Here is a 20,419-nt window from a genome sequence, read left to right as displayed (position 1 = left end):
AGCCCTCAACGCGACTCGTGCACGGTGATCGCGATCTGAACCCTGTTGCCGCACTCCAATTTCGTGAGAATTCGCGAAACATAGGTCTTCACGGTCGCGACACTCATGTACAACGCGGCACCGATCTCCGCATTGACTTCCCCGATCCGACGGCAAAGGCCACCTCACGTTCACGATCGGTCAGCGCATCGAGCAGTGTCCGAGCTCGTTCCGTACCGGAATCGTGCGAACGGGCATCCTGCTCGCGCCAGTGGGCGACCAAACGTCCGACAGCCGTCGGCGACAGCATCGACTCCCCGGTTCCGACGCGATGCACGGCGTCGATGATCTCTCGTGGCGGAGTGTCCTTGAGCAAGAACCCATTCGCACCCGCCCGCAGTGCCCGCAGCAGATACTCATCGGTGTCGAAGGTGGTCAACACTACGATCGCCGCTGTAACACCCTCTCCCCGAAGTATTTCGGTGGCCGCCAGACCGTCCAGGACCGGCATCCGCACATCCATCAGAACCACGTCGGGAGACAGTGCGCTCACGGCCTCGATCCCACTGCGACCGTCGGCCGCCTCACCGACCACCCTGATACCGGGATCCGAACTCAGAATCAGCGACAATCCCGCCCGGACCAACGCGTCGTCGTCGACCAGTAGGACATCGAGCACATCGGCTGCTGTGCGGCCATCGGTCAGTTCGGGCACGGTAGCCACGCTTCCAGACGATAGACCACGCCGACACTCCTTCGAGCGATTCCGTATTCGATTCGCCCTCCTGCCAACTCGATTCGTTCGGTGAGGCCGATCATTCCCGACCGTGAACCGGGTACAGCCACGAATTTCTCCGCACTGAGGCCGTTTTCAAGCCACACTCGAATCTCGCTTCCCAACGTTGCAATTCCGCACTGCACGGGCAAACCCGGCGCATGCTTTCTGGCGTTGGTCAGCCCCTCTTGAATCACACGGTGGACGGTGCGAGAGGTGGAGGCAGGTAGCACGATGTTCGCAGGCATCTCGTCGACGAATGTCACGCGCGTGCCCGCTTTCTCCGAGTCCTCGATCAATTCGGCGATATCTGCCACACCCGGTTGTGGACGCGCAGAGCCGACATCACCCGATCGGAGCACTCCCAGTATTTCCCGCAGATCCTCCAGGGCACCGTGCGCGTTGGATCTGATGGTCGACGCGAGCGCTTCGACCTCCTGCGCACCGACGTCCGGTCGCACCTCCAGCGCTCCGGCATGGAGGCTGACCAACGAAATCCGATGTGCGAGAGCGTCGTGCATCTCGCGCGCGATCCGCTCGCGTTCGAGGCCGCGAACGGTCTCGGCACGCAGATTCGATTCGGATTCCGCTCGCTCGGCACGCTCACGTAGTGAATCGATCACCTCGCGGCGCGATTTGACGACGATGCCCCATGCTGCCGGGATACTCAGAAAGGCGAGACTGAGTGTCGCGATGTACAGAATGGACTGTCCGTCGTCCCACACTCTCGCCCAGATCACCGGTGCCAGAACGTGCAGAACCACCACGGCAGCGGTGACTCGCCACGACTTCCGAGACGCCACGGTGAAGACGGCCACCAGCTCTGCGCCGCCCACTGCATCGGTGAGAACAGCGCACACCGCGAGCGCTACGGCGATCTCGATCGGCCACCGGCGACGCCACCACAGCAATACAGCACCGAGGACACCGACGACAATCGAGACGGCCGTTCGAGTGGTGGTCATTTCCTCGGTGCCTACGGTTACCGACAACACCAACAACAACGCGAACGCGATGGCTGCGACATCCCACGCGCGTTCCCGATGCCGCCGCAGCAACGTCATGATTGCGCCGTCACGATCGGACCAAAGGGCGCCAGTACTGGCTGGTCTTCTTGTCGCGCACCACTACGCCGAGTCTGTCCAGCTCCGAACGCAATTCGCGTGCATCGGAACCCGCCTTCTTCTTCAGCGCCATGTCCCGAGCCTTCATCACCGCATTCACTTCCGGTGCCAGGCCTGGTGTCTCGGGCACCCATAGGTGATAGAGATCGTCGTAGGGATCACCGGGCGCAACCGAGTAACCCCGCTCCTCGAATGCCGCCTCGATCTCTTCACGCTTCTCCTCGCTCGGCACCCGCACCAGCTGACGCGAGGCGGCGTCGAGCAACACCAGTTCCTTGCCGTCGACGAAAACCGTCCCGACCTGCGATCTGGACACGGTGACGGTCTCGCCCTTCTCGGTGACACGCACGTGTGCCTCCGACACCGCCACCCGTGCAGTGTCGTAGAACGCGGCCGCCACCAGAGCCAGCCCGAGCAGTACTCCCACTCCGATACACACGTACCGCACCCACCATTGCGACCAGGATGCGATCAACTCCAACGGACCCTGGAACGGAATCCACGTCAACGATGCTCCCCAGGACGCCACATATGGCAGCGCGAATCCCAGCAGTCCCCCGATGATCACGGCACCGACGATCAGGAAGAACCGGTCGCCTCGGGAGAACCACAGCACCGCCGGTGGCGTCTCCCCGAGCATCTTGTCGTCCATGCCCTCACGGTATCGAGTGTGGGAGCCGGTACCCAGTCATCGAAAGTCGACACTTCGCCGACTTTCTACGACAGGAAGCCCTCGATCAGCCGAGAACAGGCATCACCAACGTCGTCAGAGCGCCGTCGACCGCGGACCGCACCAGCATCGGATGGTCCGGAGCGGCGATATCGAGCATCAGGTCCGGTCCGACGGCCGAGGCGACGGCGGCCTGCAGAACGGCGGCGTCGAAGAACACCGTCATCTCGGACCCGGTGATTCGCGCGGGGACGGCAACACCCTCGACTGTCAGGCCGTCCGGGCCGGCGTCGATCCGCAGCGTCCCGCTGTCGAGGGGAACGAAATCTCGTTGCACCACAACCCTCGTCACGGTCGGAGCCAAACCGTCCATGATCGTCCGCCAATCGGGGAAGTCTCCGTCGACGAGATCGACCTCGTGTCGGGTGTCGTCGGATTCGACAGCCATCGCGCCGTCGGTTGCCGTCAGTACGAGGGTGCCCGATGCGGGTACGACCTCGAGAGAGCCGACCGTTGCAACGCGCGACCAGGGTGCACCGGGCGAGCTCTGCGCCACGAGGCTGCGGGTGGAGAGTCGGTACCGATCCGTCGCGGTGAGGGTGACAGCGGTGCCGTCCACCTCGACCAGCACGCCCCGCAGCACCGGAAACTCCTCGCTCGTTCCGACCGCAGACGCGACTCGTTTCACCGCCGACGCGAACTCGGCGGCAGCTACCGTTGCGGTGCAATATGTTTCGTCGAACATCCGGCGAATGGACACTGCGGCCTCGGCCGCTGCCCTCGCACGTGTGGCGAGTTCTTCGACATGCCGATCCACGATCTCGACGGCCGCGGCTCCGTCGCCCTCGAGCGCGGAGGTCACCTGATCGAGCGGCATACCGATCTCGCGCAGCTGTCGAATGATGTTCGCCCGCTTCGATTGTGCACGCGTGTAGTAGCGATAGCCGGACTTGGCGTCGATGAACGCCGGGACGAGCAACGCACAGTCGTCGTAGAACCGTAGGGCACTGGGGGTCAGCCCGCTCGAACGAGCGAACGCACCGATGGTCACGAATTCTTCTGCCGAATCAGTCATGGTGAAATCCTGAGGCTTCGGGTTGGTCGAAGGTCAAGCACTGTGCGCCCGGCCAGGTGTGGCCATGTCGAACACCATGCTCGTCCTCCGGTGACACTCGACAACGGTGTATTCGGCGCGCTGGGGCAAAACACGGAAGCGCTGCCGCGGCCGAAGTATCGTCGCCCTTGTGCACCCTCGCCGCAAGCTCCCCGCCACTGCGCTGCCGAAGGCAACGCGGGCGCGCTACACGAATCGACGGCGACGACGGCTCGCCCGAGTGGACAACGACCTCACCGCCTCCCAGTGGGCCGAACTTCTCGATGCATGGGGAGGGTGCGCCTACTGTCGAGCGACGAGTGCGCCCCTGCAACGCGACTGCATCATGCCGGTTTCTCGCGGTGGCCGGTACACACTCGACAACGTCGTGCCGGCCTGCCCCTCCTGCAACGCCAGCAAACACAACAGCGAAGTGACCGGGTGGCTCAGACGCAAGAGGCTCGACGAGCACACGTTCCTGCTCCGTCACGCGACGATCCTGGCGACATTTCCCCGATCGACCGAGGTCACCTAATCGATTCGACGCTTGTGCGCCCAGCGAGTGAGCGCATTCCTGTTGGACTGCTGGGTCTTTCGGAGAACATTCGACGCGTGAGTCTCGACGGTCTTGACGGAGATGAACAGATCCTCGGCGATTTCGCGATAGGTGTATCCGCGCGCCAGCAACCGCAGCACCTCGAGTTCACGGGGCGTGAGCGAATCCAGTTCGGGATCCAGCGGTGGCTCCGGGACGGCACTGCGACCGGTGAACGAATCGAGGACGAATCCGGCCAGGCGGGGGCTGAACACGGCGTCTCCCCCGGCGACGCGTCGAACACCGTCGGCGAGTTCGGAACCTGAAATAGTCTTGGTCACGTATCCCCTCGCACCGGCACGGATGACGGCGATCACGTCCTCGGCGGCGTCGGACACACTCAGGGCGAGGCATACCGGCCCCTCGGAGATGCGATTCAACACGGCCACGCCTCCGCCGTCGGGCATGTGCACGTCGAGCAACACCACATCGGGCTTCGTCGAGTCGATGCCCGATACCGCCTCGGCGACGCCTCCTGCTTCGCCGACAACGTCGATGTCCGCCTCGCGAGCGAGTTCGGCTCTCACTCCGGAGCGGAACACCGCATGGTCGTCGACGAGAAAAACGCGGAAGGGTTCGGTCACGTCGGCTGCTCCTGCTGACTGGATTCGGACGGTTCGGTGGTGACGGCGCTGCCGATGCGGGGCATGAAGATGCGCACTTCGGTTCCCTTGCCGACGGTCGACCGTACCTGCACCGTGCCGCCGCGGCGCTCGATGCGTCCCCGAATGGATTTCGCCAGGCCGCGTCGATCCTCGGGTACTTCCGATTCGTCGAACCCGGTGCCACGGTCACGGACGAACACGCTGACCTGTTCCGGTTCGGTTTCGGCGAACAGATCGATATTGGTCTCACCGGAATGCTTGGCCGCGTTGACGAGAGCCTCTCGCGTGGCACCCAGCAGAGCGGTGAAGCTCTCGCGCGACAGCCCCGATTCGACGTCGTCCGGCAGTAGATGCACGTCGCCGACGGTGATGGGTCGTACCGTCACGCCGTGCTGATCCTCGACTTCACCGGAGATGGTCTTGAGCGCGTCGGCCAAGCTGGGGTTGTCGGTGTCGCCGCCGTCGAACAGCCATCTGCGTAGTTCACGCTCCTGCCCGCGCGCCAGCCGCATCACCTCCTGCGGCTGATCGGACTGCTTCTGGATCAGCGCCAGTGTCTGCAGTACCGAATCGTGCAGGTGCGACGCGATTTCCTCGCGTTCGTCGTTGCGGATACGTGCAGACCGCTCGGCACCGAGCGCGCGCCAGGTTCGCAACCAGATGGGAACCGTCAACAGGCCGACGCCGACGAGAGTGACCACCACTGCGAGCAAGGACGAACGCAGCGCGGCCAGATCGACGCGGGCGAGCACCACCACGCCGAGGCCGAGCACGATCAACGTCGCTCCGCCGACGACCCTCGCCCAGCTCAACACGGTCGGGTGTTGGGGAAGCCCCAACGCCGTTCGCGGTCCCTCGGAGTCGAACTCGCGCCACACCAGGGCAGCACCGATCACCACGACGATGACCGGCACGATGACCGATGCAGCGGTACCGCTGAGCAGCCAGGCGAGACCGACGGCGAGGCCGAGACCGATAGCGGCCAACCCGAGCGCGCGCTGGCGTTCGGCGGCACTCGGGTGCGCGGTGTCCTCACCCGCTGGGGTGAACATCCAGATCAGGCCGTATGCAGCGATGCCGGCTCCGGCGGACGCGGCCAGCAGTGCGAACGCGACCCGAACCTTGAACACGTCTATGCCGAGATGGTCGGCGAGCCCGCCTGCGACGCCGCCGACGATGCGTCCGCCGCCGCGTCGCTGATAGGGAGCAGGAGCGGAGCCCGCAGAAGCGACCGGAAAAGCAGGAGCGGAGCCCGCAGAAGCGACCGGAAAAGCAGGAGCGGAGCCTGCAGAAGCGACCGGGATACCAGGAGCGGTGGCCGGCGTGACGCCGGCCACGGGTGGTGCGTTGCGGGCGGCGTCGACGGGTGGGTTGTCGACAGGGTGCACGCCTTCGATCCTGGCACGGATGCGGTGGTTGTCGCATCAGGGTTCGCCCTGATGTTCAGCGGGGTCATCGACTTCGGGGATGAAGATCAGGGGTATCCCTGATGTGTTTCGTGGTCGAGGCAACCACGATGGTTCTCATGAGCAACGTGACCGTCTCGGATCAACTACAGCAGATGTGGCGCACCCGTCCGCACCGCTTGCCGCAACGCGGGCATGTGGCAGGTGTCGCAGCCGGTATCGGCTATCGCTACGACGTCGACCCCGTTCTGATTCGGATCGCGTTCGTCGTCTCCACCTTGTTCGGCGGTACCGGCATCGTCCTGTATCTGGCGGCGTGGCTGGTGCTCAACCGCGCCGGTGACACGGCGTCGGGCGCAGAGTCTCTGGTCGGTCGTGGGAACAGCTCCGACTCGTCGACCAAGATGGTTGTCGTGGCGGTGGCATTGGTCATCGCGGTGTCGACCATCGGCCCGGTCGGCGTCGGACTCGGCGGTTCGGGGCTGATCTCCCTGGTGGCGATGCTCGGCGGACTCTGGTTGCTGCACCAACGGTGCCCTGAGCCGCCGCCCTACATGCGGACGGCGGAATTCTCCCGTAACCGCTACGCGCCGATGCCATTCGGCTCGTCGAGCACGTCGGCCGAGCAGTGGACGGCCGCGCAGTATCGTCCGCCTCAGTTCCAGCACGAGCGCTACACCCCGTACACGACTCTGCCGAAGAGCTACGTTGCGACACCGAAGCCTGTCGAGGACACCGGCGCCGAGGATTCTGCCGACGCGCACACAGTGAACCTGAGCAAGTCGACCGTATCGGCCGAGAAGCCGAACGACACGTCCACCGACATGCCCACCGTGACGCCCCCGTCGTGGGACCCGCTCGGTGTGGCCCCGTTCGCCTGGGATCTTCCCGAACCGGCCGGCGCTTTCCCGCCTGCGGCGATCGAACGCAAGCGCCGGTCACGGTGGACGGCAAGCTTTCTCGGCCTGGCTCTGCTCGCTGCCGGCATCACCGCGGCGGTAGGTGCCGCAACCGGCGGGGACTGGGCCTCGGCGGGCCGCGTCGGAGCTGTCGCGCTCGCGGTCATCTCCGTGGGACTCGTGCTCGGCGCATTCCTCCGCAAGGGCTACGGATTGCTGGTGGTCGCCGCACCCCTGGCCGGCTTCGTCGTCCTGGCGTCAGCAGTCGGTCCGATGGACATGGGCAACGGTGCGTCGGGAACGCAGCGCATCGCACCGATCGCCGTTGCCGACCTCGACGACACCTACGACGTCGGTCTCGGTGACCTCGACCTCGACCTCACAGGTCTCGACCTCACCGAGGACCGCACCGTCGAGATCGATGTGGCGCTGGGCAGTGCGCTCGTGACGGTGCCGAACACGATGAACCTCGAGACGACATGCGACACCGTCCTGGGCTCGGCCGACTGCGGCTCCCCCGGTCTACGGGTCGGAAGTGCCGCTCGACCCGACGCACCGGTGCTCACCATCGAAGGCGATGTGGCACTCGGAGACCTGAAGGTAGTGCACCAGTGAAGAAGAACAAGACCGACCGAGTCGGCCACGACTACGACTACGCTGCCACCGAGGATCGCAACTCGAACCGACGCGGACCCTCGGCACTACTGCTTCTCGCCGGGCTGGCCGCCATGGTCGTCGCGGTCGCAGCCCTCATCGGCCAGGGAGCGATCGCGGCTCTGGGCGATGTCCAGTTCCGCTGGGTGTTCGTGGTCGCCGCGGTGGTCGTCGGCTTCGCGCTACTCCTGGGCCCCAGCAGAAGGAGCTGACCCCGCTACTCCCACTCGATGGTGCCCGGCGGCTTGCTCGTGACGTCGAGAACGACTCGGTTGACCTCCGGAACCTCGTTGGTCACCCGAGTCGAGATCGTTTCCAGAACGTCGTACGGCAGACGAGTCCAGTCCGCGGTCATCGCGTCCTCGCTCGAGACCGGACGCAGCACGATCGGGTGCCCGTAGGTACGGCCGTCGCCCTGCACGCCGACGCTGCGCACGTCGGCCAACAGCACCACCGGGCACTGCCAGATCTGCTGATCCAAGCCTGCGACCGTCAGTTCTTCTCGGACGATCGAATCGGCATGACGGAGCGTGTTCAGACGGTCGCGGGTGATCTCGCCGACGATGCGGATCGCCAGACCGGGTCCGGGGAACGGTTGCCTGCCGACGATGTCCTCGGGCAGGCCCAACTCACGACCGACCGCACGCACCTCGTCCTTGAACAGCGCACGCAGCGGCTCGACCAGGGCGAACTGAAGATCGTCCGGCAGCCCGCCGACGTTGTGGTGGCTCTTGATGTTCGCTGTTCCGGATCCGCCGCCGGACTCCACGACATCCGGGTACAACGTGCCCTGCACCAGGAATTCGACAGCGTCGCCGTGCTCGGCGTTCTCGCCCAGTACCTCGGCGACGGCACCCTCGAAGCTACGAATGAACTCACGGCCGATGATCTTGCGCTTCTCCTCCGGATCGGAGACGCCCTCGAGCGCACCGAGAAACGTATCGACCGCGTCGACGGTGACCAGCTTGGCACCCGTTGCAGCCACGAAGTCCTGCTGCACCTGCTCACGCTCACCGGCGCGCAGCAGTCCGTGGTCGACGAAGACGCAGGTCAGCCGATCACCGATCGCCCGCTGCACCAGTGCCGCCGCCACCGCGGAGTCGACGCCACCCGAAAGGCCACAGATGGCCTTGCCCGTCGGACCGACCTGTTCTTGCACCGCCTCGACCAGGGCATCGGCGATGTTGGCCGCGGTCCAGTCCGGAGCGATGCCCGCCGTCTCGTGCAGGAACCGGCTGAGCACCTGCTGCCCGTGCGGCGAATGCAGGACCTCGGGGTGATACTGCACGCCCGCCATGCGCGTGCCCTCGTTCTCGAAGGCGGCAACGGGCGCACCCGCGCTGGTCGCGGTGACGGTGAAGCCCTCCGGCGCTGCCGTGACCGCGTCACCGTGACTCATCCAGACCGGCTGAGTGGCAGGCAGACCGTCGTGCAGCCGACCGCCGTCCACGCTGAGTTGGGTGCGTCCGTACTCCCGCGTTCCGGTGTGTTCGACGGTGCCGCCGAGCGCCTGGGCCATCGCCTGGAATCCGTAGCAGATCCCGAACACCGGGATTCCGAGCTCGAGGAGCGCGGAATCCAGCTCGGGCGCACCCTCGGCGTAAACGCTGGAGGGTCCACCGGACAGCACCAGCGCGACCGGGTCCTTGGCTGCAATCTCCTCGGCGGTCGCGGTATGCGAGATGACCTCGGAGTACACGTTGGCCTCGCGCACCCGGCGGGCGATCAACTGCGCGTACTGGGCTCCGAAATCGACGACCAGAACCGGCCGTGCGTGCGAGGGATCGTGTGCAGAGGAGTCGGTCACCGGGTCAGTCTAGTGGGACTGTCGAAGCGCTTACGCAACACCCGAGTGCTCGACAGGCATCGCCGAGGAGCCGGACCTGATCTCGACGATCGGCAGTCTCAATCCACCCGGAGCGTCCACCGGAACGACGGGCGAGTTGGGGGCGATGGGATCGAGCCGCTGATACGGAAGCCCCTGTGCCGGACGAAGATCCAGCTCACCCTTGTTCGGCCACAGCGCGGCGGACCGCTCGGCCTGCGCACTGATGGTCAGCGACGGATTGACCCCGAGGTTTGCCGACACGGCCGCCCCGTCCACCACGCTCAGCGTCGGGTATCCGTGGACGCGGTGGTACGGATCGATGACGCCGTGCGCCGAATCCGAGGCGATGGCGCAGCCGCCGAGGAAGTGGGCGGTGAGCGGAATGTTGAACAGCTCTCCCCAGGTGCCACCTGCAACGCCACCGATCTTCTTGGCGATGCGCCGGGTGGCGTCGTTGCCCTCGGGGATCCACGTCGGGTTCGGCTCACCGTGGCCCTGCCTGCTGGAGATCTTGCGTCCGAACGGCCCACGCTTGGTGAACGTGGTGATCGAGTTGTCCAGGTTCTGCATCACCAGCGCAATGATCGTGCGCTCGCTCCAGCGCCGGACGTTGACGACGCGGACGAACTGAATCGGGTGTGCGATCAGCGCGAACACGAACTTGAGCCACCGCGGAATCTTTCCTCCGCCGTCGGTCATCAGGGTCTGCAGCATGCCCATCGCGTTGGAACCCTTGCCGTAGCGGCACGGCTCGATGTGCGTGTTGGGGCTGGGGTGGAACGAGGACGTGATCGCGACGCCGCGCGTGAGGTCCATGTTCGGATCGACTGCCAGCTTGGCCGCTCCGACGATCGACTCGGAGTTGGTACGCGTCAGTTCGCCGAGTGTGTCCGACAACTTCGGCAGCGCGCCGGTGTCCTTCATCTTGTGCAGCAGGTTCTGAGTGCCCCAGGTACCGGCTGCCAGAACGACATTGGCGGCGCTGTACGTCTTCTTGCCCTTGCGGAGCCGAGCACCGGTGCGCTCGGTGTCGACGTCCCAGGTGCCGTCGGATCGGGGGCGAAGGCCGGACACCGTCGTCATCGGCACGATCTCGGCTCCCGCGCGCTCGGCGAGACCGAGGTAGTTCTTGAGCAGGGTGTTCTTGGCACCGTGACGACACCCCGTCATGCACTCACCACATTCGATGCATCCGGTGCGCTCGGGGCCTGCACCACCGAAGTACGGATCCGGGACGGTCTTTCCCGGCTCGTCACCGAAGAACACTCCCACCGGGGTCTGAATGAAAGTATCGGCGACGCCCATGTCCTCGGCGACCGATTTCATCACCTCGTCGGCGGGGGTCATGTGCGGATTGCGCACCACGCCCAGCATGCGGGTGGCCTGGTCGTAGAACGGAGAGAGCTCACTGCTCCAGTCCGTGATGTGCGCCCACTGCTTGTCCTCGAAGAACGGTGCCTGCGGCTTGTAGAGGGTGTTCGCGTAGTTCAGAGATCCGCCGCCCACTCCGGCACCGGCGAGGATGAGGCAATCGCGCAGCAGGTGCACGCGCTGGATGCCGTAGAGACCGAGCTTCGGTGCCCACAGGAAACGTTTGAGATCCCAGCTGTTCTTCGCGAAGTCCTTGTCCTCGAAGCGTCGGCCGGCTTCCAGGATCCCGACGCGGTACCCCTTCTCCACCAGCCGCAGCGCGGTGACACTTCCGCCGAAGCCCGAACCGACGATCAGAACGTCGTAATCCGTGGCGCGAACAGCTGAACCCATGGTGACCTCCGCTACATCCGTTGCTGGGGAACAGTATGCACACCCCCGTGTGACTACCGCCACAACCGATTCTAGCTGTTACGAGAGGTATCACCAACCCAGGGTCGACTTACGTGGACCACCGACAGCAGAAGGGGCGCGCACTCCCGTGTGACAGGAGTGCGCGCCCCGATGGAGCCGACCGGTCTAGGCCCTGACGTTCAGGCCCACCTTCTGGAATTCCTTGAGATCGGAGTACCCCGACTTCGCCATCGACCGACGCAGGCCGCCGACGAGGTTGATCGAGCCGTACGACTCGCGCGACGGCCCGTGCAACACCTGATCCAGGCTCGGACGGTCGCCGGCCGACATGGGCAACAACGCTCCGCGCGGCATCGACGGATGGGCCGCGGCGGACGGCCAGTACCAACCGCCGCCGGGAGCCTCTGCGGCGACGGCCAGCGGAGCGCCGAGAACCGCAGCATCGGCTCCGCAGGCGATGGCCTTGGCGAGCGCACCGGAGGTGGTGATGTCGCCGTCGGCGATGACGTGGGCGTAGCGTCCGCCGGTCTCGTCCAGGTAGTCCCGCCGGGCCGCGGCCGCATCGGCGATGGCGGTCGCCATCGGAACACCGATACCGAGCACCTCACCGGTGGTCGTGCCACCTTCGACGGAGCCGTAACCGACGATGACGCCCGCCGCGCCGGTACGCATCAGGTGCAGCGCGGTGCGGTGATCGCTCACCCCGCCGGCGATGACGGGAACGTCGAGCTCGGCGATGAAGGTCTTGAGGTTGAGCGGCTCGTCCTCACCGTGGGCGACGTGTTCCGCGGAGATGATCGTGCCTTGAATGACCAGCAGGTCCAGGCCCGATGCCACGAGAGCGGGCGTCAGCGAACGGGCATTCTGCGGGCTCACGCGCACGGCGACGGTCACCCCGGCATCACGAACCTGGCCCACGGCGGCGGCCAGCAGATCCGGCTGCAGCGGCGCGGCGTGCAGCTCTTGCAGAAAGGCGATCGGTGCGTCGGGATCGAGATCGGTTTCGGCGATGTGGATCAACTGATCGAGCTTGGCCTGCACGTCCGAGTGGCGCGCCCAGAGTCCCTCACCGTTGATGACCCCCAGCCCACCCTGGCGGCCCAACTCGATGGCGAACTCGGGTGAGACCAGAGCGTCGGTCGGGTGTGCCAGCACCGGAATGTCGAACCGGTAGGCGTCGAGCTGCCAGGCAGTCGAGACCTCCTTCGACGACCGGGTACGACGGGACGGCACGATGTCGATGTCGTCCAGCTGGTAGGTGCGGCGGGCTTCTCTGCCCATGCCGATTTCAACGAGGTCGCGCACGCGCGCACCTTTCTACTTCGAGAGCGAATCGATTCGGCCGAGGAGCGACCGAAGCGACTATCGGGTGGTGTAGTTCGGGGCCTCAGCGGTCATCGTGATGTCGTGCGGATGGCTCTCCTTGAGTCCGGCCGCAGTGATCTGCACGAACTGAGCCTTCTGCAGGTCCTCGATCGAGGTGGCCCCGGTGTACCCCATCGCCGCTCGAAGACCACCGGTGAGCTGGTGGATGACCTGGTTCAGCGGTCCGCGGTACGGGACGCGACCTTCGATGCCCTCGGGCACCAACTTGTCCTCGGCCAGCACATCGTCCTGGAAATAGCGGTCCTTGGAGAACGATTTCGCTCCCCCGCGTCCCTGCATCGCGCCGAGCGAACCCATGCCGCGGTAGCTCTTGAACTGCTTGCCGCCCACCAGAATCAGCTCGCCCGGGGACTCCGCGGTACCGGCCAGCAACGATCCGAGCATGGCGGTCGACGCACCGGCAGCGAGCGCCTTGGCGATGTCGCCGGAGAACTGCAGACCGCCGTCGGCGATGACCGGAACACCGTGCGGCTTGCACGCGGCGACCGCTTCGAGGATCGCGGTGATCTGCGGGGCACCGACGCCTGCGACGACACGCGTGGTGCAGATGGATCCCGGTCCGACGCCCACCTTGACGGCATCGGCGCCCGCCTCGACGAGAGCCAGCGCTCCGGCGCGGGTGGCCACGTTGCCGCCGACGACCTGCACGCGGTCGCCCACCTCGGCCTTGAGCTTGCTGACCATCTCGAGCACCTGCGAATTGTGGCCGTGCGCGGTGTCGACGATGATGACGTCCACGCCGGCGTCGGTCAGTGCCATCGATCGCGCCCAGGCGTCCTGCCCGACGCCTACCGCGGCACCGACCAGCAGGCGACCGTCGCGGTCCTTGGTGGCGTCGGGGTGCTGCTCGGTCTTGACGAAGTCCTTCACGGTGATCAGACCGGTGAGCGCGCCTTTGCCGTCGACGATCGGCAGTTTCTCGATCTTGTGACGACGCAGCAGGCCGAGAGCGGCTTCGGCAGTGACGCCTTCCTGCGCGGTGATCAACGGTGCCTTGGTCATCACGTCGGCGACGCGGCGATTCTGGTCGACCTCGAAGCGCATGTCGCGGTTGGTGATGATGCCGACCAGCGCGCCGGTCTCGTCGGTGACGGGGAGCCCGGAGATCCGGAACCGCGCGCACATGGCGTCGACCTCGGCCAGCGAGTCGGTGGGCTTGCAGGTGACCGGATCGGTGACCATCCCGGCCTCCGAACGCTTGACCGTCTCCACCTGGGACGCCTGATCCTGCAACGACAGGTTGCGGTGCAGCACGCCCATACCGCCGGCGCGGGCCATGGCGATGGCCATCCGCGCCTCGGTGACGGTATCCATGGCCGAGCTGACCAGCGGCACCCGCAGCCGAATCTCGCGGGTGATCTGACTGGAGGTGTCGACCGAGCTGGGAATCAGATCCGAAGCGGCCGGCAACAGCAGGACGTCGTCGAACGTGAGGCCGAGCATCGCGACCTTGTTGGGATCGTCGCCGCCTGTGCGGACGTGGGCTCCGGGACTACTCATGCGAATCTGGCCCTCCCTAGAGCCTGGTTGCACTTCGGCGCGGCGTGCGGCCGGTGAGAGCTCGCAGGCGCACCGCCAGTGCGGTGTTGGAGAACGGATGGAGTTTCGGCACTTGCACTCATCTGTTCAGCGCCGTGAACCATGGTATCGGCTAGGGCATCACCAGTGCGAATGCCTCCCGCTGTGGGTGTCCTTCGAACACCGAAATCTCTGTTCGGAGGGTCGTCGGGGGTGGACGCGCCCGGCATGTCGCATTCGAACGGCTGGCGCAGACCCACCAGTCCTGCGTACCGTGGAGGCGTGCGCGATCAACTGCCTCCCGGCCTACCCCCGGATCCGTTCGCTGGAGACCCAGCCGACCCGTCGGCCGCCCTCGACGCCATCGAGCCCGGCCAACCTCTGGATCCTCAGGAGCGGCTCGCCGTCGAAGAGGATCTGGCGGACCTGGCCGTCTACGAGGCACTCCTCGGCCACCGCGGCATTCGCGGCCTGGTCGTGTGCTGCGAGGACTGCCAGCAGGACCACTACCACGACTGGGACATGCTGCGCGCGAACCTGCTGCAGCTCCTGGTCGACGGCACCGTCCGGCCCCACGAGCCGGCCTACGACCCGGTCCCCGATGCCTACGTGACCTGGGACTACTGCCGCGGCTTCGCGGACGCGTCCATGAACGACGCTCTGCACGGCGACGGCTTCGACAGCTGACTCACCTATTGTTCACACGAAGAAGCCCGACACGATGATCGTGTCGGGCTTCTTCGTTGTCCGAGAGGGAGCCGAGAACCCGGTCAGCTACCGCCGGAGGGAACCGACATACGGTCACGGTTCTCCGAGGAGCTGGTACCACCGGCAGTCGCCGTCGGCTGATCGGGCGCGTCGAGCACCGTCGGCGTGACGTCCGTGGTCGTTGCCGGACTCGGAGTCGTCGTCGTGGGAGGAACCACGGGCGTCGTCGTGGTCGGAGCCGGAGTGGTCGGTACACCCGTGACATCGGGCGTGACCGAATCCACCGGAGCCGGCGGCAACAAGGTTTCCGAGCTGGGCACTGGAGCCGGAAGAATCGGAGCCGGGGGCAGAACCGGCGCAGGCACCGTCAGCGCCTGTAGTTCCTGCATCAGGCGTGCAAGCCACTGATCCAGTTCGGCGCGCTGACTGTCGTCGAGCACAGCCGAACTGCTGTTCGACGCGCCGTCGAGCAGTGCGCGAGCTGCCGTGGTGTCTCCGGACGAGATGAGGTTTTCGGCCTCTTGCAGCTTGGACGTCGTATCGATCTGCGCCACAGTCGAATCCGCCTGCTCGGAGAAGACGACGGACTTGACGCTCCACAGTGGGTCGTCGGGAGTCGAGTTGTACGAGATGACCACCAGACCACCCATCACCACGGCGATCGCGGCAGCGGCACCTGCGATGGGACGCAACAAACGCATCCGTCCGCCACGGTTCGCCGAGCTCGACCGCGCCATGTCGGCGGCGAGCTTCTCACGTTCGACGGAGGCGACGACAACATCGAGGGAGGGGCCGGCGGGCATCGCCGGCGTGATCACGTCCGCTCGCCAATTGGCGAGCAGAAGGGCGAGTTGGTACTCGTCTGCGTCATCGGTGGCGATCGGTCCGTCGCCACTGATCGCGTCGATTAACGCATCGTCACGACGTACGGCGACGAGGTCCACAGGACCACCGTCCGCGCCGATGTCGGCATAGGGATCGTTCTGATTCGGTCCAGCGGGGCTCACGTGCTCACCGATACGCGAGATTCCGCGACGCGGCGTCTCATCGGGGCCACCGTGACCATTGTCCCTAGCCATACATTTCACCTGCTCTCACAACTTCGTTCTTCAGTTTTGCGATAGCTCGGTGCTGAGCCACGCGGATAGCGCCTGCAGTGCTGCCGACGGCCGCTGCTGTTTCCTCGGCCGACAACCCGACGACGAGTCGGAGCACCAGAATCTCGCGGTGCTTGGCGGGCAAGGTGTCCAGCAGTGCAGTCATCTGTCGACTCGACTCGGATTCGAGAGCGCGTTGCTCCGGTCCGTGTTCCATCGACACGACATCTGGTACTTCGGCGGCCGGGTCCGATTTGTTACGCGAGGCGCTGCGATGGGCATCAGCGACCTTGTGAGCCGCGATGCCGTACACGAATGCCATGAACGGACGACCTTGGTCCTGGTAGCGCGGCAAGGCGGTCATGACTGCCAAACAGACCTCCTGCGCCACGTCGTCGGCCGAAAGCTGACCGCGCTCAGCCGAACCGACTCGCGCCCGGCAATACCGCACGACGAGTGGTCGGATGAATTCCAAGACCCGGGACAGAGCCAGTCGATCGCCTTGCGCTGCGGCAACGACGAAAGAGTCCAACTCCTCACCCGCTGTGTTCATCGTCGACAATTTTCCCCGCGTTACAGGTACGCACCCGCCTGGGAGCGCTTCCACGTGGTGGTGGAACGAGACCAAGGATAGCGACACCACCAAGCCAGAACCGAACCACTCGGTCCGCCCTCGACCCCGGTCCTGGTCAGTCGGTCGTCGAACCACCGCGACGATCGATCTCGGCGGCCAAGTCGACGGACGCGACCATCCCGGCATCGAGCCCCCCTGTTCCCTCACACAGCATCGTCGCGGCCCAGCGCAAAGGAAGCAGGCCATGCATCCCCGCAGCGTAGGCAACCTGGACGGCGGCTTCCCGGGCGCGGGTGATCTCGCCGAGGCAACTCAGCGCCGCTGCGCACACCAGGTCCGTCTTGACGAGGTGGCGTAACGAATCGGCATCGTTGGCGAGAGCCCGAGCGCACTCGGCGTGTCGGACGGCCCCTGAACCGTCGCCGCGCATCATTGCCAGCTCGGCCGCCACCCAAGCCGCCCGCAGTGCCGGACGCCACGACCCGGTGTCGAACGGACCGTCCCGCTGCGCGGCGCTGCGGGCCAGCAGGGTCTCCGAGAGATCGAAGCGTCCGCGACCCAGAGCATCTGCGGCCAGCCCGGTCAACGCATCACTGCGGGCATCGACCGCATCACTGGACTCCGGAGGGCCCGTGAGACCGACGAGAAAGACTGCCCTGCCGTCGAAGTGGCCGGCCCGCTCGTGCTTGCCGACTTGGCGCAGCCACGACGCCCGGGTCGACGCATGCAACGATGCAAGCTCAGTGTTGTCGGGTCGCCGACGCCGAAGCTCGACCGCGGCCGCGCCGTACCGCCCCTGGCCGGCCAACGCGACACTCCGGTACCAGCTCTCCCGAGGATCGGTGGCTGCGGGAAGCGGGAATCGGCCGGGGCTACCGCCGAACGCCGCGTCGAAGAGTTCGGACTGCGTCGCGGTGAACAGCGAGCTCTGCTCTGATGGCACGGACGCAAGGGTAGGGCCCCGGTGACGACAGCCTCGCGACGCCGGTGCCGATCCGTGCCCGAGTCACACCGATGCAACGCGCCGCAATTCCGTGGTGTGAATTCACTATCGGTCCGGAAAGGATCTCATTGCGTCGTTCCGCGCGGACAGAATGCAGTTTTCAAGGAATTAACAATGTGAACAACGGCCGCTTCGGAGTCGAGAATCTGAACGCCGTGTGGCGAATAGGTTAATCGGCATACTCGATCGCGCAATCGCCACCGACGCATCGCGTACCGTTCGTGCGCCCATTCGGCCGACGCCCCGCGCTCCGAGCGATGGTGTCGGACACCTCGCGCGGCTTCGACCGGACGGCCGGACCTCGGATCCGACACGGGGAGCAGAGCCGCCTCGAACATCGTCTGCACGCTCGCGATCAGCGGAAATACCGACGGAGACGGTGCAATCCGGTCGAGCGAGATGTCAATCGGGGAACGCCGGACGCCATCGGTTTGCGCCGCTGCTTCCGACGCCGGATCACCGGTGCACGCTCCATGGTCTCCCGTCTCGGCGGATTCTTCAACAGGAAGGCCACGCATGCGGGCGAGTCGAAGTAAATATCGCCCGTGTTAATTCTTGGCCCCATAACTATGCATTTGCCCACGGTTGAGCACTATTGACTCGATTTCGTGGGCACACATAACGTTGTCGGCATTCGGATCACGAATCCGGCAAGCCACACCACCCTAGGAGTTTCCATGCCGCAGCCGAATCATCTCCCTGGGCCGAACGCCGATATCTGGGATTGGCAGATGCACGGCCTGTGCCGTGGTGTCGACTCGTCCATGTTCTTCCACCCGGACGGCGAGCGGGGCCGGGCACGAGCACAGCGCGAGATGCGGGCCAAGGAAATGTGCCGCAGCTGTCCCGTACTCGCACAATGCCGTACCCACGCTCTCAATGTCAGCGAGCCCTACGGGATCTGGGGCGGGATGTCCGAGACCGAGCGAGAACTGCACGCTCGTCACAACCGTCGCCGCATCGCGGTGTAGTCCTCCGGACGCAAGAAAGCCCCCAACCCGTTCGGGTTGGGGGCTTTCTCGTGTCACCGAACGTCAGTGAGCGTGTCCGTGACCGGAAGAGGGCTCGGAGGCCTCCTCCGGCTTCTCCACGATCGCGCTCTCGGTCGTCAGGATCATGCGTGCAACCGATGCGGCATTGACCACAGCGGAGCGAGTCACCTTGACCGGATCGACGACGCCGTCGGCCAGCAGGTCGCCGTACGTCAGGGTCGCGGCGTTGAATCCGTGGCCCTTCGGCAGTTCTGCAACCTTGCTGACGACGACGGAACCGTCGATACCCGCATTGGAGGCGATCCAGAACAGCGGTGCGTTGAGCGCGGTGCGCACCACGGCAACACCGGTCGCTTCGTCGCCGGTCAGGCCGAGATCATCGGCCAGAGCCAACGCTGCCTGTGTCAGAGCCGAGCCTCCGCCGGGGACGATGCCCTCTTCGACGGCAGCCTTGGCCGCAGCCACGGCGTCGTCGACGCGGAACTTGCGTTCCTTGAGCTCGGTTTCGGTCGCAGCGCCGACCTTGATGACCGCGATGCCGCCCGAGAGCTTCGCCAGACGCTCTTCGAGCTTCTCGCGATCCCACTCGGAGTCGGTGTTCTCGATCTCGCGGCGAAGCTGGCCGACGCGCGCATCGATGTCGTCCTGCGTGCCCGCACCGTCGACGATGGTCGTGTCGTCCTTGCTGACCACGACGCGACGAGCGCGACCGAGCAGCTCGAGACCGGCTTCCTTCAGGCTCAGACCCACATCGGCGGTGATGACCTGCCCGGCCGTCACGACTGCGAGATCGTCGAGGAACGCCTTGCGGCGATCACCGAAGAACGGTGCCTTGACGGCAACGGCCTTGATCGTCTTGCGGATGGAGTTGACGACCAGAGTCGAGAGAACTTCGCCCTCGGTGTCCTCGGCGATGATCAGCAACGGCTTGCCGCTCTCGGCAACCTTCTCCAGCAGGGGAAGGAAATCCGGAAGCGAGGTGATCTTCTCGCGGTAGAGCAGGACGTACGCGTCCTCGAGAACTGCTTCCTGCGTGTCCACGTCGGTGACGAAGTACGGCGAGAGGTAGCCCTTGTCGAACTGCACGCCCTCGGTGACCGACAACTCGGTGAGCAGCGTCGAGGACTCCTCGACGGTGACGACGCCGTCTGCGCCGACGCGGGTGAGCGCCTCGCCGACGAGTTCGCCGATCTCGGGGTCACGCGAGGACACGGTGGCGACCTGAGCAATCGCCTGCTTGCCCTCGACCGGGGTTGCGGCAGCGAGCAGCGCCTCGGCGACCTTGTCGGCCGCCTTGGAGATACCGGTGCCGAGCGCGATCGGGTTGGCACCCGCTGCGATGTTCTTCAGACCGCCGCGCACGAGCGCCTGCGCGAGCACCGTCGCGGTGGTGGTTCCGTCGCCTGCCACGTCGTTGGTCTTGGTGGCGACGCTCTTGACCAGCTGCGCGCCGAGATTCTCGAACGGATCTTCCAGGTCGATCTCACGAGCGATCGAGACGCCGTCGTTGGTGACGGTCGGACCGCCGAAGGCCTTGGACAGGACGACGTGGCGTCCCCGCGGCCCGAGCGTCACCTTGACCGCGTCGGCCAGCTTGTCGACGCCACGTTCGAGAGCGCGGCGCGCTTCCTCGTTGAATTGGATTTGCTTTGCCATGTTTCGGTGTTACTCCTTCGAGTAAAGAAACTCGATCGAACGCACACCGCCCCGGGACCGACACGAAAATCG

General features: G+C 65.6%; 20 protein-coding genes. 5 read left to right on the top strand and 15 right to left on the bottom strand.

What is annotated here, in order from left to right; all coding sequences use genetic code 11:
• Nucleotides 1–5: 5 nt before the first annotated feature.
• The 5 genes from MTX35_RS25995 to MTX35_RS09860 all read right to left on the bottom strand — a co-directional run bounded on the left by MTX35_RS25995 (nt 6) and on the right by MTX35_RS09860 (nt 3,623).
• Complete coding sequence (locus tag MTX35_RS25995) at nt 6–107, bottom strand: LuxR C-terminal-related transcriptional regulator (protein WP_308198117.1); 102 nt, start codon at nt 105–107, stop codon at nt 6–8.
• Nucleotides 104–703 carry a response regulator transcription factor gene (locus MTX35_RS09875; RefSeq protein WP_308198116.1) on the bottom strand — a complete coding sequence of 200 codons (600 nt, stop codon included), beginning with the start codon at nt 701–703 and terminating at the stop codon, nt 104–106. Before MTX35_RS09875 ends, MTX35_RS25995 begins: the two co-directional genes overlap by 4 nt.
• Nucleotides 682–1,818: a sensor histidine kinase gene (locus MTX35_RS09870; RefSeq protein ID WP_243594785.1), complete on the bottom strand. Its 1,137-nt coding sequence runs from the start codon at nt 1,816–1,818 to the stop codon at nt 682–684. The genes MTX35_RS09875 and MTX35_RS09870 overlap by 22 nt, the downstream gene beginning before the upstream one ends.
• 10 nt (nt 1,819–1,828) lie before the next feature.
• A complete protein-coding gene (locus MTX35_RS09865) occupies nt 1,829–2,530 on the bottom strand; it encodes a hypothetical protein (protein ID WP_243594784.1) in 702 nt (233 codons plus the stop codon).
• A gap of 85 nt (nt 2,531–2,615) precedes the next feature.
• Complete coding sequence (locus tag MTX35_RS09860) at nt 2,616–3,623, bottom strand: MerR family transcriptional regulator (protein WP_243594783.1); 1,008 nt, start codon at nt 3,621–3,623, stop codon at nt 2,616–2,618.
• Nucleotides 3,624–3,792: 169 nt separating this feature from the next.
• Between MTX35_RS09860 and MTX35_RS09855 the strand changes: the two genes are divergently transcribed.
• The gene (locus MTX35_RS09855; protein WP_243594782.1) at nt 3,793–4,176 is read left to right on the top strand and encodes an HNH endonuclease; all 384 of its coding nucleotides are present in this window, start codon (nt 3,793–3,795) and stop codon (nt 4,174–4,176) included.
• On the opposite strand, the gene MTX35_RS09850 is transcribed toward MTX35_RS09855, so the two are convergent.
• Both MTX35_RS09850 and MTX35_RS09845 read right to left on the bottom strand, forming a co-directional pair.
• Entirely contained in the window at nt 4,173–4,820 is a 648-nt protein-coding gene (locus tag MTX35_RS09850; RefSeq protein ID WP_243594781.1) for a response regulator transcription factor, read from the bottom strand. The two genes, MTX35_RS09855 and MTX35_RS09850, sit on opposite strands and share 4 nt — an antisense overlap.
• Nucleotides 4,817–6,145, bottom strand: coding sequence for a sensor histidine kinase (locus MTX35_RS09845; RefSeq protein ID WP_374230272.1), 1,329 nt, complete (start codon nt 6,143–6,145; stop codon nt 4,817–4,819). Before MTX35_RS09845 ends, MTX35_RS09850 begins: the two co-directional genes overlap by 4 nt.
• Before the next feature lie 221 nt (nt 6,146–6,366).
• Here MTX35_RS09845 and MTX35_RS09840 point away from each other — a divergent pair, with 221 nt between their 5' ends.
• Together MTX35_RS09840 and MTX35_RS09835 are read left to right on the top strand one after the other, a co-directional pair.
• Entirely contained in the window at nt 6,367–7,761 is a 1,395-nt protein-coding gene (locus MTX35_RS09840) for a PspC domain-containing protein (protein ID WP_243594780.1), read from the top strand.
• Nucleotides 7,758–8,012: a hypothetical protein gene (locus tag MTX35_RS09835; RefSeq protein ID WP_243594779.1), complete on the top strand. Its 255-nt coding sequence runs from the start codon at nt 7,758–7,760 to the stop codon at nt 8,010–8,012. Before MTX35_RS09840 ends, MTX35_RS09835 begins: the two co-directional genes overlap by 4 nt.
• Before the next feature lie 5 nt (nt 8,013–8,017).
• Here the strand turns inward: MTX35_RS09835 and guaA are convergent, their stop codons facing one another.
• The 4 genes from guaA to guaB all read right to left on the bottom strand — a co-directional run bounded on the left by guaA (nt 8,018) and on the right by guaB (nt 14,299).
• Entirely contained in the window at nt 8,018–9,607 is a 1,590-nt protein-coding gene (gene guaA, locus MTX35_RS09830) for a glutamine-hydrolyzing GMP synthase (RefSeq protein WP_243594778.1), read from the bottom strand.
• 30 nt (nt 9,608–9,637) lie between these two features.
• Nucleotides 9,638–11,392, bottom strand: a complete 1,755-nt coding sequence (locus MTX35_RS09825) for an FAD-dependent oxidoreductase (RefSeq protein ID WP_243594777.1) — start codon at nt 11,390–11,392, stop codon at nt 9,638–9,640.
• A 186-nt stretch (nt 11,393–11,578) separates the two neighbouring features.
• Entirely contained in the window at nt 11,579–12,718 is a 1,140-nt protein-coding gene (locus MTX35_RS09820; protein ID WP_243594776.1) for a GuaB3 family IMP dehydrogenase-related protein, read from the bottom strand.
• A 57-nt stretch (nt 12,719–12,775) separates the two neighbouring features.
• Nucleotides 12,776–14,299, bottom strand: coding sequence for an IMP dehydrogenase (guaB, locus tag MTX35_RS09815; RefSeq protein WP_243594775.1), 1,524 nt, complete (start codon nt 14,297–14,299; stop codon nt 12,776–12,778).
• Nucleotides 14,300–14,599: 300 nt separating this feature from the next.
• Between guaB and MTX35_RS09810 the strand changes: the two genes are divergently transcribed.
• Entirely contained in the window at nt 14,600–15,004 is a 405-nt protein-coding gene (locus MTX35_RS09810; protein WP_032378069.1) for a DUF5319 domain-containing protein, read from the top strand.
• 83 nt (nt 15,005–15,087) lie between these two features.
• On the opposite strand, the gene MTX35_RS09805 is transcribed toward MTX35_RS09810, so the two are convergent.
• The 3 genes from MTX35_RS09805 to MTX35_RS09795 all read right to left on the bottom strand — a co-directional run bounded on the left by MTX35_RS09805 (nt 15,088) and on the right by MTX35_RS09795 (nt 17,639).
• Entirely contained in the window at nt 15,088–16,104 is a 1,017-nt protein-coding gene (locus tag MTX35_RS09805; protein ID WP_243594774.1) for an anti-sigma-D factor RsdA, read from the bottom strand.
• Complete coding sequence (locus MTX35_RS09800) at nt 16,097–16,675, bottom strand: sigma-70 family RNA polymerase sigma factor (RefSeq protein WP_243594773.1); 579 nt, start codon at nt 16,673–16,675, stop codon at nt 16,097–16,099. The genes MTX35_RS09805 and MTX35_RS09800 overlap by 8 nt, the downstream gene beginning before the upstream one ends.
• A gap of 136 nt (nt 16,676–16,811) precedes the next feature.
• Nucleotides 16,812–17,639 carry a hypothetical protein gene (locus tag MTX35_RS09795; RefSeq protein ID WP_243594772.1) on the bottom strand — a complete coding sequence of 276 codons (828 nt, stop codon included), beginning with the start codon at nt 17,637–17,639 and terminating at the stop codon, nt 16,812–16,814.
• A 737-nt stretch (nt 17,640–18,376) separates the two neighbouring features.
• Here MTX35_RS09795 and MTX35_RS09790 point away from each other — a divergent pair.
• Nucleotides 18,377–18,670: a WhiB family transcriptional regulator gene (locus MTX35_RS09790; protein ID WP_027496361.1), complete on the top strand. Its 294-nt coding sequence runs from the start codon at nt 18,377–18,379 to the stop codon at nt 18,668–18,670.
• Between the two features lie 63 nt (nt 18,671–18,733).
• On the opposite strand, the gene groL is transcribed toward MTX35_RS09790, so the two are convergent.
• Nucleotides 18,734–20,347, bottom strand: coding sequence for a chaperonin GroEL (gene groL, locus MTX35_RS09785; protein WP_243594771.1), 1,614 nt, complete (start codon nt 20,345–20,347; stop codon nt 18,734–18,736).
• Between the last annotated feature and the right edge of the window lie 72 nt (nt 20,348–20,419).

This window comes from Rhodococcus sp. ARC_M12 (assembly GCF_022810385.1).
In the GTDB taxonomy this organism is placed as follows: Bacteria; Actinomycetota; Actinomycetes; order Mycobacteriales; family Mycobacteriaceae; genus Rhodococcoides; species Rhodococcoides navarretei.
This window is presented reverse-complemented; position numbering and strand designations above follow the sequence as displayed.